The 18,043-nt window shown below is 59.9% G+C and carries 18 protein-coding genes and 2 pseudogenes; 11 read left to right on the plus strand and 9 right to left on the minus strand.

The features are described from left to right. The coding region (locus D8U18_RS13910; RefSeq protein WP_241664328.1) for an FAD-binding oxidoreductase at window positions 1-232 on the minus strand (232 nt) is incomplete at its 3' end. 296 nt (window positions 233-528) lie between these two features. Here D8U18_RS13910 and gbcA point away from each other — a divergent pair. From gbcA to D8U18_RS28745, 3 genes and pseudogenes are all read left to right on the plus strand, one after another. Further along, the gene (gbcA, locus tag D8U18_RS13920; RefSeq protein WP_131107828.1) at window positions 529-1,824 is read left to right on the plus strand and encodes a glycine-betaine demethylase subunit GbcA; all 1,296 of its coding nucleotides are present in this window, start codon (window positions 529-531) and stop codon (window positions 1,822-1,824) included. A gap of 35 nt (window positions 1,825-1,859) precedes the next feature. Beyond that, window positions 1,860-1,946: pseudogene (locus D8U18_RS29035) on the plus strand (outer membrane lipoprotein carrier protein LolA); the annotation flags it as partial. A 7-nt stretch (window positions 1,947-1,953) separates the two neighbouring features. Then, entirely contained in the window at window positions 1,954-2,322 is a 369-nt protein-coding gene (locus tag D8U18_RS28745) for a hypothetical protein (RefSeq protein WP_177435022.1), read from the plus strand. A gap of 253 nt (window positions 2,323-2,575) precedes the next feature. Here the strand turns inward: D8U18_RS28745 and D8U18_RS13930 are convergent, their stop codons facing one another. The 7 genes from D8U18_RS13930 to D8U18_RS13960 form a co-directional block, all read right to left on the minus strand. Continuing rightward, window positions 2,576-3,463 (minus strand): RHS repeat-associated core domain-containing protein, encoded by an 888-nt coding sequence (locus D8U18_RS13930; RefSeq protein ID WP_131107829.1) that lies wholly within the window; start codon window positions 3,461-3,463, stop codon window positions 2,576-2,578. A gap of 334 nt (window positions 3,464-3,797) precedes the next feature. Further along, window positions 3,798-4,568 (minus strand): electron transfer flavoprotein subunit beta, encoded by a 771-nt coding sequence (locus tag D8U18_RS13935; protein ID WP_056853888.1) that lies wholly within the window; start codon window positions 4,566-4,568, stop codon window positions 3,798-3,800. A 15-nt stretch (window positions 4,569-4,583) separates the two neighbouring features. Then, window positions 4,584-5,804, minus strand: a complete 1,221-nt coding sequence (locus D8U18_RS13940) for an electron transfer flavoprotein subunit alpha/FixB family protein (RefSeq protein ID WP_056853889.1) — start codon at window positions 5,802-5,804, stop codon at window positions 4,584-4,586. Beyond that, window positions 5,804-7,750 (minus strand): dimethylglycine demethylation protein DgcB, encoded by a 1,947-nt coding sequence (gene dgcB / locus D8U18_RS13945; RefSeq protein ID WP_130906001.1) that lies wholly within the window; start codon window positions 7,748-7,750, stop codon window positions 5,804-5,806. Before dgcB ends, D8U18_RS13940 begins: the two co-directional genes overlap by 1 nt. Window positions 7,751-7,906: 156 nt before the next feature. After that, window positions 7,907-9,967 carry a dimethylglycine demethylation protein DgcA gene (gene dgcA, locus D8U18_RS13950; RefSeq protein ID WP_056853891.1) on the minus strand — a complete coding sequence of 687 codons (2,061 nt, stop codon included), beginning with the start codon at window positions 9,965-9,967 and terminating at the stop codon, window positions 7,907-7,909. A gap of 15 nt (window positions 9,968-9,982) precedes the next feature. Beyond that, a complete protein-coding gene (locus D8U18_RS13955; protein WP_039757633.1) occupies window positions 9,983-10,513 on the minus strand; it encodes a 4-vinyl reductase in 531 nt (176 codons plus the stop codon). Window positions 10,514-10,591: 78 nt separating this feature from the next. Next, a complete protein-coding gene (locus tag D8U18_RS13960; RefSeq protein WP_056853892.1) occupies window positions 10,592-11,569 on the minus strand; it encodes a dipeptidase in 978 nt (325 codons plus the stop codon). Window positions 11,570-11,793: 224 nt separating this feature from the next. Here D8U18_RS13960 and D8U18_RS13970 point away from each other — a divergent pair, with 224 nt between their 5' ends. The 4 genes and pseudogenes from D8U18_RS13970 to D8U18_RS13980 all read left to right on the plus strand — a co-directional run bounded on the left by D8U18_RS13970 (window position 11,794) and on the right by D8U18_RS13980 (window position 13,114). Continuing rightward, window positions 11,794-12,195 (plus strand): lysozyme inhibitor LprI family protein, encoded by a 402-nt coding sequence (locus tag D8U18_RS13970; protein ID WP_056853893.1) that lies wholly within the window; start codon window positions 11,794-11,796, stop codon window positions 12,193-12,195. Window positions 12,196-12,240: 45 nt separating this feature from the next. Beyond that, window positions 12,241-12,357: pseudogene (locus D8U18_RS28870) on the plus strand (type II toxin-antitoxin system RelE/ParE family toxin); the annotation flags it as partial. Continuing rightward, window positions 12,341-12,664 carry a helix-turn-helix transcriptional regulator gene (locus D8U18_RS13975; RefSeq protein ID WP_130906003.1) on the plus strand — a complete coding sequence of 108 codons (324 nt, stop codon included), beginning with the start codon at window positions 12,341-12,343 and terminating at the stop codon, window positions 12,662-12,664. The pseudogene D8U18_RS28870 and the gene D8U18_RS13975, both read left to right, overlap by 17 nt. Before the next feature lie 33 nt (window positions 12,665-12,697). After that, window positions 12,698-13,114, plus strand: a complete 417-nt coding sequence (locus D8U18_RS13980; protein WP_130906004.1) for a DUF3010 family protein — start codon at window positions 12,698-12,700, stop codon at window positions 13,112-13,114. Window positions 13,115-13,251: 137 nt separating this feature from the next. Here D8U18_RS13980 and D8U18_RS13985 read toward each other — a convergent pair whose 3' ends face one another. Then, window positions 13,252-14,196 carry a GlxA family transcriptional regulator gene (locus tag D8U18_RS13985; protein ID WP_131107830.1) on the minus strand — a complete coding sequence of 315 codons (945 nt, stop codon included), beginning with the start codon at window positions 14,194-14,196 and terminating at the stop codon, window positions 13,252-13,254. Window positions 14,197-14,406: 210 nt separating this feature from the next. On the opposite strand from D8U18_RS13985, the gene choX reads away from it, so the two are divergent. The 4 genes from choX (at window position 14,407) to D8U18_RS14005 (ending at window position 18,036) form a co-directional block, all read left to right on the plus strand. Next, on the plus strand, window positions 14,407-15,351 hold the full coding sequence (gene choX / locus D8U18_RS13990) for a choline ABC transporter substrate-binding protein (RefSeq protein ID WP_130906006.1): 945 nt from the start codon (window positions 14,407-14,409) through the stop codon (window positions 15,349-15,351). An 85-nt stretch (window positions 15,352-15,436) separates the two neighbouring features. Next, complete coding sequence (locus D8U18_RS13995) at window positions 15,437-16,324, plus strand: 3-keto-5-aminohexanoate cleavage protein (RefSeq protein WP_056853897.1); 888 nt, start codon at window positions 15,437-15,439, stop codon at window positions 16,322-16,324. Between the two features lie 139 nt (window positions 16,325-16,463). Beyond that, window positions 16,464-17,429, plus strand: coding sequence for an L-carnitine dehydrogenase (locus tag D8U18_RS14000; RefSeq protein ID WP_130908426.1), 966 nt, complete (start codon window positions 16,464-16,466; stop codon window positions 17,427-17,429). 130 nt (window positions 17,430-17,559) lie between these two features. Continuing rightward, window positions 17,560-18,036 (plus strand): thioesterase family protein, encoded by a 477-nt coding sequence (locus D8U18_RS14005; protein ID WP_131107831.1) that lies wholly within the window; start codon window positions 17,560-17,562, stop codon window positions 18,034-18,036. The last annotated feature ends 7 nt before the right edge of the window (window positions 18,037-18,043 follow it).

Genomic DNA, 18,043 nt, shown 5'->3' on the forward strand with positions numbered 1-18,043 from the left:
GCACCGACGGCGAGCTGGAAATGGTGTACGAACGCATGATCGGCTGGCCTTCGATCTCCAGCTCCAGGGTAACGAACTGCCCCGGCTTGAAGAAGAACATGATCGGCTGGTCGGCCATGAAACAGAAGGTGCGCACATCCCAGGTTTCCTGGATGACTTTGACGCAACGGACGATGTGTCGACCATTGGCCCAGGTCTGGGTGGTTACCGGGTTCAGGAAGTTGTTGGACATGCTGATCTCCACGGCCGACTGTCGGCCTTCATGTTGGCGATTCTGCGTATAGCGCAGATCAGCCATTTACCTATCTGCGACATTGACATGCTTATCGCGACCAGCCCGCAAGTACCGGGGGTTGCGCGTCGGGAACAGATTGCACCATGTCGCCCATGGATAAGGTTCTGGCCAGCGGCGGCCCCACACTCGCCCCATACCAAGACACATTCTTTACACCTTGCGTAGCAACCGTTAGCAGTACACCTGATTAGCCACTTTCGCCGGCCACACAGAATGGCCTTGAGGATTAAACGATGGACGTCACTACTACCCTGAGCCTGGGCGATCCGCTGGAACCCGCACGCAAGGCCACCGCGCAGATGCTGCAAGAGCGTGAGCGCACGTTCTCGCTGCCGCAGCCGTTTTACTCGGACGAGCGTCTGTTTGATATCGACATGCAGGAAATCTTTCAGAAAGAGTGGTTGATCGCCGGCATGACCTGCGAAATTCCCGCCAAGGGCAACTACCTGACCCTGCAGGTTGGCAAGAATCCGATCATCGTGATCCGCGGCGCCGAAGGTGTAGTGCATGCGTTCCATAACGTCTGCCGTCACCGCGGTTCGCGCCTGTGCACCAGTGAAAAAGGCAAGGTCGCCAAACTGGTCTGCCACTACCACCAGTGGACCTACGAACTCGATGGGCGCCTGCTGTTTGCCGGCACCGAAATGGGCGCCGACTTCGACATGAAGCAATACGGCCTCAAACCGGTGAACGTGAAAACCGCCGGCGGCTACATTTTCATCAGCCTGTCGGAGAACCCGCCGGCCATCGATGACTTCCTGTCGACGCTCAGCCATTACATGGAACCGTACGACATGGAGAACACCAAGGTGGCGGTGCAAACCACCTTGATGGAAAAAGCCAACTGGAAACTGGTGCTGGAAAACAACCGCGAGTGCTACCACTGCAACGCGTCGCACCCGGAACTGCTGAAAACCCTGCTGGAATGGGACGACGTCACCGACCCGCGCGCCGACCAGGCATTCAAGGATCACGTTGCCGCTTCCGCCGCCGCCTGGGAAGCCGAAAAGATCCCTTACGCCCACGCCAGTTTCGGCCTGCGCAACCGCATCGTGCGCATGCCGCTGCTCAAGGGCACCGTATCGATGACCCTGGACGGTAAACAGGGCTGCCAAAAACTCATGGGCCGCATCAAGAACCCGGATCTGGGCTCGATGCGCATCCTGCACCTGCCGCACTCCTGGAACCACTGCATGGGCGACCACATCATCGTGTTCACCGTGTGGCCGATCAGTGCCCAGGAAACCATGGTCACCACCAAGTGGATTGTGCACAAGGACGCGGTCGAAGGCGTGGACTACGACGTCGAGCGCATGCGCCAGGTCTGGGACGCCACCAACGACCAGGACCGTCGCCTGGCTGAAGAGAACCAGCGCGGCATCAACTCCACCGCTTACCAGCCAGGGCCTTACTCCAAGACCTATGAGTTTGGTGTGGTGAACTTTGTGGATTGGTACAGCGAGCGCCTGTTGAGCAACCTGGGCGCCGAGCCTGCGCCATACCTCAAAGGCGTTCCTGTCCAAGGCTGACGCCACCGCCCCCTGTAGGGGCGAGCCTGCTCGCGATGGGCGTCAACGATGACGCTGGCAGCCTGACACCCCGCGGTGTTCTCAGGTTCATCGCGAGCAGGCTCGCTCCTACAGGATTCTGTACGAAATATGATCTATTTCGTTCAGAGCTATACGATCCGCGCCCTCCAGCTTTCCGCAAACAAGTTATCCACACCTCCACCCACAGCTATTGGGGACAAGTGTGGTTTCGCTGCAAATTTTTTCCACAGAAACCCAAGAAAATCCGTGACTTATCCAGAAGCGCGGATTTCAGTGATACCTGGTTGTTTTTTGAACAACCGCCCGCAAGCCGCTAAAACTCTGGCCTGCAGAGGATGGCAAACACCTTATCCACAGAAGCGCCAACAGACTTTGGGGGCAACTATTACGCCTCTGTGGAAAAGCGCTGAAAGCCGCGATTTTTCAGGGTTTGCGAACGCTATAGGAATTAAAAACCAAAACTTGATCAATTATTAACCAGAAGCCTGAATACCGCTGTTCATAAAGCCTTCAGCGTTAAGCGAACATCTTATCCACAGAAGCGCCAACAGAGATTGGGGGCAAGTATGGGTCTCCAGTTAATAAAAAAGCGCGGTAAAACCGTAACTTATGCTGGTTATTATTTGATCTAAGGCCTGCAGCCCACGGTTTATATGGACCGTAGCGAGGGGCGAACATGTTACCCACAGAAGCGCTAACAGGGATTGTGGGTAAACAGGATCAAACCTTGTTAAAAGGATTTCCTGCGCCGTGAACCACCTTCCCCCTGTCGGATCAATTGGCTGGACCTCACCGGTTCAGCGGGCGTCTGGGCAGGGTTAAAAGTACTCATTGGAATCTCAACTGTACCGGGTACTTGCCCATTCGCAAGGGTGAGAGTGTGCTGTTTGGGCGGGGTGGGAAATGCCGTACCTTTGACCAGATTTCGAACGTTGCCTTTTACCGTCTCCCACAACGTGCCTGCGCGCAGACCATTAACAATCGCCGGGGTATATCGAACCATGGTAGCCACCGCGGATACCGTAGTAGCCACATTCGAGATATAAACGGCAGGAGCAAATTCGGCTAATTGCCCAACAGTACCTACGATCGCCGTTGTAGATGCAACGGTACTCAATCGTGCAGCGTGCAGCATCCAGCCAGTTGCCTTGGTTCCCACCAGGTTGGTCGTTACTATTCCCGCATGCAACGCGGTGGTGGCTGAAAGCTGTATGAGTTTGGCAAAAGCTTGTCCATATTCTCCCGAGGGATCAGTGAAATTGACCGGATCGCCCGAGCAATAGACATAGACATTCACCCCGCCCTTACCAAACGGACTCAACCGATCCGGACTGTGAAACCGCATAAGCACCGGGTTATAGATCCGATGGCCGTTACCCAGGTGATACCAACCGGTTGGACGTTCTTTAAGTTGCCCGTTGAAGCCCAGATGCGTACCGGCCTGACTCACGCCGCTTTGCAAGCCATAGGGGGAATAGACAAAGGGATTGGGGCCCCCGCGGTCCAGCTCGGCGAGAACGCTTTGCTGGAGGTCGCTGGCGAGCAGCAGGGTACGGGAGTACAGCGGATCAGTTGCTGTAGAGGGTTCTACACGTCGAGTCTGGCCGGAGATGGGCATTAGCAGCGTCCTTGATGAGACCAGGTAATCCGCCGCGCCCTGCCATACCCGCCTCTGGCAGGCGGTGCTGGAGAAGCGGATGCCAACTGTTAATTACCCTAACAAAACGCCGGTAATGCCGACACTATCAGTTCTGCTAGGGTCGCCCGCCACCGGGGCTCCCGCTAAAGCCGATACATCAAACAAGCCTCGCCCTTGACCTCGAATCATCGGGTGCGGTGTGATCTGGCAGGTAACGACGCTGCGAAAGCCGTTTTCAACGTAGGCGCTCATGGCGCAGCAACGCGCCAGCGGCAAGCTTGTTTTTACGGGCGATGCAGCGTGAGCTTCAACGTCAGCGCACCACACCTTCCTCAATCAACAATTTGAGAATCGCCTCGGCCCCGGCTTGGGCCGTCACGCCTTTGAGTACTTGCCCTCCTCCGCCACTGGCCTTGGCCGTCGCGGCTTTCATCCGGTCCGCCCCGCTTTTGGCCTTGATCACTTTCAAGCGCTTTGGTCGCGGCTTGGCCGGTTGCAGCGTGGCAACCGCCAACAATTCATCGTCGACGACTTCAACCTCATCGGCCTGCAACACCCCGCGTCGCGCAGGACCGTAGGCGCTCTGACGAGGCTTGGGCGCGGCGTTATCCACAGTTGCCAAAAACGGCAGACGTACTTTCAAGCGGCGACGCTGACCGCGCGGCAAGGCTTGCAGCACCAGCGCCGAATCACCGTCGATGGACTCGACCTGTGCCAGCCCCACGACCAACGGCCAGCCCAGACCTTCCGCCAGCAGGAATGGCAACATGCCCGAACCCTCGCCGGTTTCCGCCTGGCTGCCGGTCAGCACCACTTGCGCCCCCGCGTCACGCAGATAAGCGCTCAACACCGGCAATGCATCGGCGCCTTGCGGTTGTTCCAGCACATGCAGTTGCTCAAGGCCCATGCCGAGGTAAGCGCGCAGCGCCGGCTCGGCAATATCGCCGGCATGCAGTACCTGCAAGTTATCCCCAGCCAGTTGCAGACCCAGTTCCACCGCCCGCGCATCCTGCTCCGCACGGCGTGGCCGACCGGAGGTCGGGTGGGCGCCGATGGACACCAGGCTGATGATTTTCGTGCTCATAACCCTTTCCTTCCCTTAAGCCGCATCGCGCTTGGCGTCGTTGCGGTAAGCCTCTACCGCCGCGATCAAGGCTCGAAGAATCTCGGCGCTCTCGCCGATCACCGACAGGTCGGCCCGTTTGATCATGTCGCAGCCCGGATCAAGGTTGATCGCCACCACCTTGTCGCAGGCACCGATGCCTTGCAGGTGCTGGATCGCCCCGGAAATACCCACCGCCACGTACACCCGCGCTGTGACCCAGGTACCTGACGCACCCACCTGGCGGTCGCGGGCCATGAAACCATCGTCCACCGCCACCCGCGAAGCACCTTCGGTGGCACCGAGCGCCGCGGCGGTCTGGTGGAACAAATCCCAATCCTTGACCCCGTTGCCGCCGGAGAAAATGAATTCGGCTTCGGCCATGGGAATCGCCGCCGGGTCCACCGCCACCGCCCCCAGATCCTCGATGCGCGAGAGACTGCGGGCGACGGTTGTGGATAACTCAACCGGCAACGCTTCGTGACGGGTTTCGCTGACCGGTTCGGCGCATTCAACGGCGGCCAGAATCAAACGCGCTAACGGGCGGGCCAAGTCTTGCAGACCGGCGCCGGCGCGGCCGATGCATTGCTCATCCTTGACCTGCCAGACACGCGTGGCCGGACGTTCGCCCAGCGCCGCGGCGAAACGCCGACCCAATTCGCCGCCACCGCTGCGGCTGTCAGGCAGCAGCCAGTGGCGAGGATTGAACTGGTTATCCACAGCTCGAAGGCCCTGGACCCGCTGCTCCGGTGCATAACCATTGAATGCTTCGCCATCAAGCACCAGCAGGCGATCGACACCTGCGTTGGCAAACGTACTTTCCTTGTGTTCACCGAAGACCACGGCCAACACGGCGCCGTCCTTACCGGCAAGCTGATGGGCCAGACCCAACAGATCGCGGTCGTGGCTGCCCAAACGGCCACCGACCATGTCCGGCACCACGCAGATGTAGAACGCGGGCTGGGTCACTTGATGCAGCGGCAATTGCACTTCAACGGCGGCGGTGCGCTTGGCGGTCCCGCCCTGTTGAGCGCCACTGCGGTCGATGCGCTTGATCCCGTTGGGGCCGATAAAGCCGATGCCATGGGGATTCTTGCGGATGACCCCGTTAGGCCCCATCCAGCTGTGCTGCGCCGGTTGCATGGCGGCGTGCAGCGGATGCAGACGGTTACGGGCGATCCATTCGGCACGGGGGTCGCGGCGGATAATGTCGCTCATCAATGCACCTCCGCGGGTTCACGTTTGGCCGGCGCGGCGGGCTTGGCCGCGTCCTCTTCAAGCAGCGCATCGGCCACCAGTTCGGCGATGTCCTTGATCAGTGGCCGCGGTTCAACCACGCCCTCGAGCATTGCCGTGCACTGTGGACAACCCACGGCCACCAGTTCGGCGCCGGTCTCGCGGATGTCTTCCATGCGCATGTCGGGAATCCGCTGCTTGCCCGGAATGTCGGTGATCGGCGCACCGCCGCCGCCGCCGCAGCAGCGCGAGCGGAAACCGGAACGTTGCATCTCTTTGACTTCAATCCCGAGCGCACGCAGGACCTGACGTGGCGCCTCGTATTCGCCGTTGTAGCGCCCCAGGTAACACGGGTCGTGATAGGTCACGCTGTCGCCTTTGTGCTGGCCGAGATTGAGCGCGCCGGCCTCGATGACTTCTGCCATGTAGGTGCTGTGGTGCTGCACCAGGTAGTTGCCGTCGAAGGCGCCGTATTCGTTTTTCAGCACGTGGAAGCTGTGCGGATCGCAGGTGACGATGCGGTTGAAGCTGTACTTGGCCAGGGTCTGAATGTTGCGCTTGGCCAGCAACTGGAAGGTCGCTTCATCGCCCAGACGCCGAGCCACGTCGCCGCTGTCGCGCTCTTCGAGGCCGAGTACGGCGAAGTCGATTTTCGCCGCTTTCAGCACTTTGACAAACGCGCGCAAGGTGCGCTGGTTGCGCATGTCGAAGGCGCCGTCGCCGACCCAGAACAGCACGTCGGTGGATTTCTTTTCGCTGAGCAGGTTGAGGTTCAAATCCGCCGCCCAGTTCATCCGTCCGCCCGGTGCGAAACCGCCCGGGTTGTCGGTGGCGATCAGGTTTTCCAGGACTTCGGCGCCCTTGTTCGGGGTCGCGCCTTTTTCCAGGGTCAGATGCCGGCGCATGTCGACGATGGCGTCGACGTGCTCGATCATCATCGGGCATTCCTCGACGCAGGCGCGGCAGGTGGTGCACGACCACAGCGTCTCGGCGTCCACCAGACCGTTGACGATCGGTTGATGCGGATTGCCAGCGTGTTCGCCGATGGCTTTGCCTGGATAGGGGCTGCCAGCGAACTTGGCATCAGTGCCGCCAGCGAGGCCGACGACCATGTCCTGAATCAGTTTTTTCGGGTTCAGCGGTTGGCCAGCGGCGAAGGCCGGGCACGCCGCTTCACACTTGCCGCACTGCACGCAGGCGTCGAAACCGAGTAGCTGGTTCCAGGTGAAATCCTTGGGTTTTTCCACGCCCAGTGGCGCATTCGGGTCATTCAGGTCCAGTGGTTTCAAACCGGTGGAACGACCGCCACCAAAACGCTCGGCGCGACGGTGCCAGGCCAGGTGCAGGGCACCGGCGAAGGCGTGTTTCATCGGCCCGCCCCAAGTCATGCCGAAGAATAGCTCCGACACACCCCACAACACGCCGACACCGAGGACTGCCGCCAACAGCCAGCCACCGAAGTTTTCCGGCAAGATCCCGGCCACCGGCAGGGTCAGCAGGAAGAACGATGCCGAGAACGCCAGCAGGCTTTTCGGCAGGCGCATCCACGGGCCTTTCGACAGGCGCGAAGGTGGATTGCGCCGACGCAGGTAAACGAAGATCGCGCCGACGAACATCACCGCCGACATCAACAACAAGGCATAACCGAGGATGCGGTTATGCAGACCGAAACCGTGCACCACAATCGCCAGCACGATCGACGCCACCGCGCCGCCAGCCGTGGCGACGTGGGTGTTGGCGATGTACTTGTCCCGCGCGACGACGTGGTGCAAGTCGACCATGTAACGCTTGGGCATGGCGAACAGACCGCCGATCAGGTCGACCTTCGAGGCTCGGCCCCGGCGCCACATGGCTACCCGCCGCAACGCGCCGAGAACCGCAAGGCCCAGGGCAGCGAACAACAGGATTGGAAGAAGGGTGTTCAACATAGGTGTTGCTCCCAAAGACACGGGGTCTGGCCGAATGATCGTTCCCACGCTCTGCGTGGGAATGCAGCCCGGGACGCTCCGCGTCCCAACAGCGGACGCAGAGCGTCCATTGAGGCATTCCCACGCAGAGCGTGGGAACGATCTATCAACAAGCTCTTAGAAATCCTTGCACAGCCGCAATGCGTCATAGATCGCCGCATGCACGTTACGCTGGGCCACGCAGTCGCCGATACGGAACAACAGATAGCCGTCGCCGCTCTGCTCCAGGCAAGGTTGCGGCTTGATCGCGAACAAGGCTTCGACGTCGATCTGGCCTTTGTTGCGCGAGCCTTCCTTCATCGCGTAGTAGATTTCCTCGTCCGGGCGCACACCGTTTTCGATGACCACCTGATCGACTACCCGCTCCTCTTTGGCGCCGGTGTATTCGTTTTCCAGCACCGCTACGAGCTTGTCGCCTTCGCGGTAGACCTTCTCCAGCATCATGTCGCCGGTCATGATCACTTCTTTCGGGTACATGCTGCGGTAGTAAGTCGGGAACGACGTACCCCCGATGGCGACGCCCGGCTTGATGTCGTCGGTGACAATCTCGACCTGGCTGCCCTTGTCGGCAATGAAGTCGGCGGTGGACATGCCGGTGAACTCGCAAATGGTGTCGTAGACCAGCACGTTCTTGCCTGGCGCCACCTTGCCGTCGAGGATGTCCCAGCTGCTGACCACCAGGCCTTCAGCCGCGCCCCAGTGTTCGTTCTGCTCGATGAACGGATGGCCGCCGACGGCCAGCACTACCACGTCCGGACGCAGGTCCATGATGGTCGGCGCATCCGCCGCGGTCCCCAGGCGCAGGTCGACTTTCAAGCGTGCCAGTTCCAGTTGATACCAGCGGGTAATACCGGCGATCTGGTCCCGTTGCGGCGCCTTCGAGGCGGTGGTGATTTGCCCGCCGATGAATTCTTTCTTCTCGAACAGGGTGACGTCGTGGCCACGTTCGGCGGCAACACGAGCGGCTTCCATCCCCGCAGGACCGGCGCCGACCACCACCACTTTGCGTTTCACGCCGGTGGTTTTTTCGATGATGTGCGGCAGGCCCATGTATTCACGGGAGGTCGCCGCGTTCTGGATGCACAACACATCCAGGCCTTGGTACTGACGATCGATGCAATAGTTGGCGCCGACACATTGTTTGATCTGGTCGATCTGGCCCATCTTGATCTTGGCGATCAGGTGCGGGTCGGCGATGTGCGCGCGGGTCATGCCGACCATGTCGACGTAACCGCCTTCCAGAATACGCGTGGCCTGGTTCGGGTCCTTGATGTTCTGCGCGTGCAGCACCGGAACCTTGACCACTTCCTTGATACCGGCCGCCAGGTGCAGGAACGGCTCCGGTGGATAACTCATGTTCGGAATCACGTTGGCCAGGGTGTTGTGGGTGTCGCAACCCGAACCCACGACGCCGATGAAGTCGAGCATGCCGGTATCGTCGTAATACTTGGCGATCTGCTTCATGTCTTCGTGGGACAGGCCGTCCGGGTGGAACTCGTCACCACAGATGCGCATGCCCACGCAGAAATCGTCACCGACCTCGGCGCGCACGGCTTTCAAGACTTCCAGACCGAACTTCATCCGGCCTTCGAAGGTGCCGCCCCATTCGTCGGTACGCTTGTTGACGCGCGGGCTCCAGAACTGGTCGATCATGTGCTGGTGCACGGCCGACAGTTCGACACCGTCCAGGCCACCGGCCTTGGCGCGGCGGGCCGCTTGAGCGTAGTTGCCGATCACCCGCCAGATCTCTTCCGGCTCGATGGTCTTGCAAGTGGCACGGTGCACCGGCTCACGCACGCCTGACGGCGACATCAGGGTCGGCCAGTTGAAACCATCCCAGCGCGAGCGACGGCCCATGTGGGTAATCTGGATCATGATCTTGGCGCCGTGCTTGTGCATGGCGTCGGCCAGATTCTGGAAATGCGGAATGATGCGGTCGGTGGACAGGTTGACCGAACTCCACCATTCCTGCGGGCTGTCGATGGCGACCACGGACGAACCGCCGCAGATCGCCAGGCCGATCCCGCCCTTGGCCTTCTCTTCGTAATACTTGACGTACCGGTCGGTGGTCATGCCGCCGTCGGTGGCGTAGACCTCGGCGTGCGCGGTGCTGAGCACGCGGTTGCGGATGGTCAGTTTGCCGATCTGGATCGGCTGGAACATTGCTTCGAAAGCCATGGCACGGTCCTCGGCTTACAACGGCTTGACGATGAACAAGCCGTCATCGTGGCCCTCTTCGGAGCCTCCGTAGACTTGTTCGGCCACAGTACGGATCTTGCTGCCACGGGCTTCGAGAATCTGGTCCATGGCGCCGGCGAACCAGCCGGTGAACATGTAATCGACCTTGCGCCCGACCTTGCCGTAGACATAGACGAATGCCGAGTGCTCGAGCTTGACGCTGGCGGTGCCTTTGTCGAGGTCGATGTCCTGGATCTTGAACAGGCCCCAGCCACGCTGGGACAGGCGCTTCATGTAGTGCTCGAACACCGCGACGCCTTCCAGGCCGTGGCATTCGGCTTCTTTTTCACACCAGTGCCAGGCGGATTTGTAGCCGGCCTTGTAGAGGATTTCGGCATAGGCTTCGGCGCCCAGCACTTCCTCGATGCCCATGTGGTTGTTGACGAAGAAATGCCGTGGCACGTACAGCATCGGCAGGGCGTCGGAGGTCCAGACACCGGTTTCGCTGTCGACTTCGATAGGCAATTGCGGGGCGATCTTGGCCATGGAAACTTAACTCCAGAAAATTCGTTGTGTTGCCTGCGGCGCGGACGGCCGCAGGAAAGGATTCAGAAGTGCGGTGGCTTATTCGCCCCAGACGTCCTTTAGGACATTGACCCAGTTTTCGCCCATGATCTTGCGCACCACGCGCTCGGAATGGCCGCGCTTGAGCAGGGTTTCGGTCAGGTTCGGGAACTCGCCGACGGTGCGGATGCCCAGCGGGTTGATGATCTTGCCGAAGCTGGTCAGGCGGCGGGCATAGCCCTTGTCATGGGTCAGGTATTCGAAGAAGTCCTGGCCGTGACCCTGGGTGAAATCGGTGCCGATGCCGATGGCGTCTTCACCGACGATGTTCATGGTGTACTCGATGGCTTCGGCGTAGTCGTCGATGGTCGAATCAATGCCCTTGGCGAGGAACGGCGCGAACATGGTCACGCCGACGAAACCACCGTGGTCGGCAATGAACTTCAGTTCTTCATCGGACTTGTTGCGCGGGTGCTCCTTGAGCCCCGACGGCAGGCAATGGGAGTAGCAGACCGGTTTTTTCGATTCGAGGATGACTTCTTCGGAAGTCTTGGAGCCAACGTGGGACAAGTCGCACATCACGCCGACACGGTTCATCTCGGCAACGATTTCACGACCGAAGCCCGACAGGCCGCCGTCACGCTCGTAGCAACCGGTGCCCACCAGGTTCTGGGTGTTGTAGCACATCTGCACGATGCCAACGCCGAGCTGCTTGAACACCTCGACATAGCCGATCTGGTCTTCAAAGGCGTGGGCATTCTGGAAACCGAAAAGGATGCCGGTCTTGCCGACTTCCTTGGCCTTGCGAATGTCCGCCGTGGTGCGCACCGGCATCACCAGGTCGCTGTTCTCGCGGATCAGTTTCTGGCTGGCAGCAATGTTGTTCACGGTCGCCTGAAAGCCTTCCCACACCGACACAGTGCAGTTGGCTGCCGTCAGACCGCCCTTGCGCATGTCTTCGAACAGTTCACGGTTCCACTTGGCAATAATCAGCCCGTCGATAACGATGCTGTCGGCGTGCAATTCGGCTGGGCTCATCAGGCTGTCCCCTTGTTAGCGATTCATGCGCCGAATCGTCTGCCGGCGCTTTGGGGCCAGCATATGCCTCGGTGCGGGGGCAGCCGGGTGCAAAAACGACAGGGGAATTGCCGAAAGCGTCAATCCGCGACAAAGGGTCGTCGCCAGGCACTGTTGGCGACCTGTTCAAGGCCGTCCGCTTGCGCCAGAATTCGCCGCATCACTGGAATAGAGCGGCGACCTGAATGAAATCCATCCTTGTGGCTTTGGCATTGATTGCGACCGGCGTACACGCAGCGCAGGAGTCCGACGACAATCCCTGCGACAAAGTCGAAAACGACGTCCAGACCCTGGAATGCTCGGCCTTCAGCAAAACCACCGCCGAAGACCTGCTCAGCGAAAACCTCAAGAGCCTGAACGAGCGCATGCAGTCGCTCTACGGCAAGAACCCGTCGCAACTGGCCGACATCACCGCCAAAATCAAGGCCGCCCAAGCCCAATGGCTGAAAACCCGCGACGCCGACTGCGCCGTCGAAGCCTTCCCGGCGACAACCGGCAGCAAGGCGTTCACCATGGCGCAGAACGATTGTGTGGCACGAATGAGTGATGAACGGTCGGAGTTTTTGGAGTCGATTGGGCAGGAATAGTCCTTAATCCTCCGCTGAAAGCTGGAAACGCATCCAGCTTTCAGTCATGACTACGCCTATAGACTGCGTGTCGGTAACTATCGGGTCATGTTCGATTGGGTGGGCGCGATCAAAGTGGTCAGTATTCAAGAGGTCAAAAAACGCGATGAACGCACCTACTGACATCCAAATCATCAATGACGCCGAAGGCAATCCAGCCTTCGTGGTCATTCCTTATGCGCAATATGTGGCGCAGAAGATCGAACCCGACTTGATCCCTCATGATGTTGTCAGTCGTATCGTCGATGGCGCCACTCCCATCCGCGCCTGGCGCGAACACTTGAACCTTACTCAGGATGAAGTGGCCAAACGCATGGGCATTTCCCAACCGGCTTTCGCTCAGCAGGAAACCGTTGCCAAGCCTCGCAAGGCCACACGCGAAAAAATCGCGGCGGCTTTTGGGATCACCGCCAGTCAACTTGAGCTGTAAGCTTCACGCCATCAGCCAGTCAAGGGATTCAACATGAAAGTCTGTGGCATCGAAATCAAGGGCAGCGAAGCGATCATTGCCGTGGCGTCTCTCGACGGTACGAACCTGGGTCACGTCGCCCTCAATACCAAGAAAATTGCCCTGGACGATGATGACGAGGCGGCCAACGTCAAGTTGTTCGCCGCGCAGGTGGCGTCGTTTGTCCGGGAGAACTCCATCGACCGCATCGCGATCAAGAAGCGCGGCAAGAAAGGCGAATTCGCCGGTGGGCCGACCACGTTCAAGATCGAAGGGGTTTTCCAGTTATTGGAGAATTGCGAGGTGACGCTGCTGTCTCCGCAGACCATCACGGCGCAGTGCAAGAAATTCAGTGTCCAGCTGCCAGAGACGCTGAACAAGTATCAGCATGAGGCTTACAAGGCGGCGTGTTCGGCGCTGATGAAGAAATAACCGGTATTCCTGACAGAACAAATTAACTGTGGGAGCCAGCCCGCTGGCGATGGCGGTGCATCCGTCGATATTTATGTGTCTGCCAGACCGCTATCGCCAGCAGGCTGGCTCCCACAGGTTTTTCGTTGTTTTCAGAATCATGCTTTAGCGGTACGCCTGTCTTCCCGCGGACATCGCTCATATTTCGCCCGATAGCTGCGGGTGAAATACGATGGCGACTCAAACCCACAGGCAATGCTCACTTCCAGAACGCTCATGTCCGTCTGGCGCAGCAATTGCCGCGCTTTTTCCAACCGTAACCGCAGATAGAAATTGCTCGGCGTATCGTTCAGGTGCAACCGAAACAGTCGCTCCAACTGTCGCCGCGTCACCTTGATCGATTCCGCCAATTCCAGCGTGCTCAGCGGCGGTTCGCTGTGCTGTTCCATCTCGCCGATCACGTGCACCAGCTTCTTGTTGCTGATGCCATAGCGCGTCGCGACTTCCATGCGTTGGTGGTCTTTGCGCGGGCGGATGCGGCCGAGCACGAACTGCTCGCTGACCTGGATCGCCAGTTCCGGGCTATGGGCCTGGGCGATCAAATCGAGCATTAAATCGATGGAAGCGGTGCCGCCAGCGGAAGTGATGCGCCGACGATCAATCTCGAACAGCTCCTGGGTAACGCTCAGCTGTGGATAGGATTCCTTAAAGGCGTCGATGGCTTCCCAGTGCAGGGTCAGGCGATGCCCCTCGAGCAGACCCGCTTCGGCGAGGATGAAGCTGCCGGTGTCGATGGCGCCGAGGGTCACGCCCTCGTTGTCCAGGCGGCGCAGCCAGTGCTCCAGCACCGGAGTGGCGAACTTCAACGGTTCGAAGCCGGCGACCACCAACAAGGTCGCGCCTTTTTTCAGTGGCTCCAGCGCCGCATCGGCGTTGACCGACATGCCGTTGCTGGCCAACACCGCCCCGCCATCGGCGCTCAGCACATGCCAGCGATACAACTCGCCACGAAAACGATTGGCGACCCGCAACGGCTCGATGGCAGAGATAAATCCAATGGCCGAGAAACCCGGCATCAACAAGAAATAGAAATCCTGGGACATGGAGCGCACTCGATGGCTAGTAGCGAGAGGGCGGGTAGCGTGAGGACGTTGATACGCCACTTGCCAGCGGCATTCAAGAGGTCAGGTCGCTGCAGTGCAAGAGCTGGTCGCCGCAGTGCGCTTTCATCGGTGCGTTGCTGCGTAACTTGGCATCACCGGCACGCAAAGATGACCGGATCCACAATAATGAAACTGCCGAGGAACCTGAGAATGAAACGACTGATCAGCAGCTGTGTTCTTGCACTCAGTGGTACCGCTTTGCTGAGCGCCAGCGTCATGGCCGCCGAACCCGCCTCTTGCCAGAACGTGCGCATGGGCGTGGTGAACTGGACCGACGTCATCGCCACCAGCGCGTTGACCCAGGTATTGCTCGACGGCCTCGGCTACAACACCAAACAAACCAGCGCCTCCCAGCAAATCATCTTCGCCGGGATCCGCGATCAGCGTCTGGACCTGTTCCTGGGTTACTGGAACCCGCTGATGACCCAGACCATTACGCCGTTCGTCGAGGCCAACCAGGTCAAGGTGCTCGAAGCGCCAAGCCTGAAAGATGCCCGCGCCACCCTCGCCGTTCCGACCTACCTCGCCGACAAGGGCCTGAAAACTTTCGCCGACATCGCCAAATTCGAAAAAGAACTGGGCGGCAAGATTTACGGCATCGAGCCTGGTTCGGGGGCCAATACCCAGATCAAGGCGATGATCAGCAAGAACCAGTTCGGCCTTGGCAAGTTCCAGTTGGTCGAGTCCAGCGAGGCCGGGATGCTTGCCGCCGTCGATCGCGCCGTGCGTCGCAAGGAAGCCGTGGTGTTCTTCGGCTGGGCGCCGCACCCGATGAACGTCAACGTGGACATGACCTACCTCTCCGGCAGCGAAAACGCCCTTGGGCCGGACGAAGGCAAGGCCACGGTATGGACCGTCACCGCGCCGAAATACGCCGAGCAGTGCCCGAACATCGGCCGCCTGCTGAGCAACCTGACCTTCTCCGCCGAAGACGAGAGCCGGATGATGCAACCGCTGCTGGACCACAAGGACGCTTTCGAATCGGCCAAGCAATGGCTCAAGGATCACCCGCAGGACAAGAAACGCTGGCTTGAAGGTGTGACCACTTTCGACGGCAAACCAGCAGCTGAAAACCTGCAGCTGACCAGTAAGTAACCCGCTCCTTTTTCTGAACCGAACCACCGATTCGCAGCCCGACAGGGCTGCGAGCGGAACCACCACGCCTGAAGGAACCCGCCTCATGAACCACGACGTCATCATCACCTGCGCACTCACCGGTGCTGGCGACACGACCGCCAAGAGCCCACACGTGCCGGTCACCCCGAAACAGATTGCCGCTGCCGCCGTGGAAGCGGCCAAGGCCGGCGCCACCGTGGTTCACTGCCACGTTCGCGACCCGCAAACCGGCAAATTCAGCCGTGATGTGGCGCTGTACCGCGAAGTCATGGAGCGCATCCGCGAAGCCGACGTCGATATCATCGTCAACCTCACCGCCGGCATGGGCGGCGACCTGGAAATCGGCGCCGGCGAGAACCCGATGGAGTTCGGCCCGAACACCGACCTGGTCGGACCGCTGACCCGCCTGGCCCACGTCGAAGAACTGCTGCCGGAAATCTGCACCCTCGATTGCGGCACCCTGAACTTCGGTGATGGCGACACCATTTACGTGTCCACCCCGGCCCAGCTGCGCGCTGGCGCCAAACGCATTCAAGAGCTGGGCGTTAAGCCTGAGCTGGAAATCTTCGACACCGGTCACCTGTGGTTCGCCAAACAGATGATCAAGGAAGGCTTGCTCGACAACCCGCTGTTCCAGCTGTGCCTGGGCATTCCCTGGGGCGCGCCGGCAGATACCACCACCATGAAAGCCATGGTCGACAACCTGCCTGCAGACGCCGTCTGGGCTGGCTTCGGCATCGGCCGCATGCAAATGCCGATGGCGGCGCAAGCGGTGTTGCTGGGCGGCAACGTGCGTGTCGGCCTGGAAGACAACCTGTGGCTGGACAAGGGCGTACTGGCGACCAACGGCCAATTGGTCGAACGCGCCAGCGAAATCCTCAGCCGCCTCGGCGCCCGCGTACTGACCCCGGCTGAAGGCCGCAAGAAAATGGGCCTGACCCAGCGCGGTTAACCATCTGCATAAAACCTGTAGGAGCAAAGCTTGCTCGCGATGATGTCGGTACATCCAACGCATTGTCTGCGACTTTAATGCCGCTATCGCGAGCAAGCTTTGCTCCTACGGGGTTCATCGAATCTTTCAGGAAATCACCATGAGCTTTATCACCGAAATCAAAACCTTCGCCGCGCTGGGCAGCGGCGTCATCGGCAGCGGTTGGGTATCCCGCGCCCTCGCCCACGGCCTCGACGTGGTGGCCTGGGATCCGGCGCCCGGTGCCGAAGCCGCATTGCGCAAGCGTGTCGCCAATGCCTGGGGTGCACTGGAAAAACAGGGTCTGGCACCCGGTGCCTCGCAGGATCGCCTGCGTTTTGTCTCGACCATCGAAGAATGCGTTCGCGACGCCGACTTCATCCAGGAAAGTGCCCCGGAACGCCTTGAACTGAAACTGGACCTGCACAGCAAGATCAGCGCCGCCGCCAAGCCCAATGCCCTAATTGGCTCCAGCACCTCGGGCTTGCTACCCAGCGAGTTTTACGAGAGCTCGACCCACCCGGAACGCTGCGTAGTGGGTCACCCGTTCAACCCGGTTTACCTGTTGCCATTGGTGGAAGTCGTCGGCGGCAAAAACACGGCACCCGAAGCCGTGCAAGCGGCGATGAAGGTCTACGAATCACTCGGCATGCGCCCGCTGCACGTGCGCAAGGAAGTGCCAGGGTTCATAGCCGACCGTCTGCTTGAAGCGCTGTGGCGTGAGGCGCTGCACCTGGTCAACGACGGCGTGGCAACCACCGGCGAGATTGACGACGCGATCCGTTTTGGCGCGGGTCTGCGCTGGTCATTCATGGGCACGTTCCTGACCTACACGCTCGCCGGCGGCGATGCCGGTATGCGCCACTTCATGTCGCAGTTCGGCCCGGCGTTGCAGTTGCCATGGACCTATCTGCCGGCCCCCGAACTGACTGACAAGCTGATCGACGATGTGGTCGATGGCACCAGCGATCAGTTGGGCAAGCACAGCATTTCGGCGCTGGAGCGCTATCGTGATGATTGTCTGCTGGCGGTGCTTGAGGCGGTGAAGACCACCAAAGAGAAGCACGGGATGAGTTTCAGCGAGTGATGTGTTGATCGTTCCCACGCTCTGCGTGGGAATGCAGCCCGGGACGCTCCGCGTCCCAACGACGTGACGCAGAGCGTCACAGGAGGCGTTCCCACGCAGAGCGTGGGAACGATCGTGCCTGGAGATAAACATGCCCACCCTCACCACCTACCAGACCAGAATCATCCCCGACTGGGTCGACTACAACGGCCATCTGCGCGATGCCTTTTACCTGTTGATTTTCAGCTACGCCACCGATGCCCTGATGGATCGCCTCGGCATGGACAGCAACCATCGAGAAGCCAGCGGCAACTCGTTGTTCACCCTGGAACTGCACCTCAATTACCTGCACGAGGTGAAGCTCGATGCCGATGTCGAAGTGCATACCCAGATCATCGCCCACGACAGCAAACGCCTGCACCTCTACCACAGCCTGCATCGGGTCGGTGATGACACAGAGCTGGCGGGCAACGAGCAAATGCTTCTGCATGTCGACCTTGCCGGACCTCGTTCCACGCCCTTCAGCGAACAGACCCTGGACAAGCTGCAAGCCATCGTCGCCGAGCAAACCGACCTGCCAACCCCTGAATACATCGGCCGAGTGATCGGGTTACCACCCAAAAAATAACCAGGAG

The organism is Pseudomonas sp. Sample_10, from assembly GCF_004321495.1.
Classification (GTDB): domain Bacteria; phylum Pseudomonadota; class Gammaproteobacteria; order Pseudomonadales; family Pseudomonadaceae; genus Aquipseudomonas.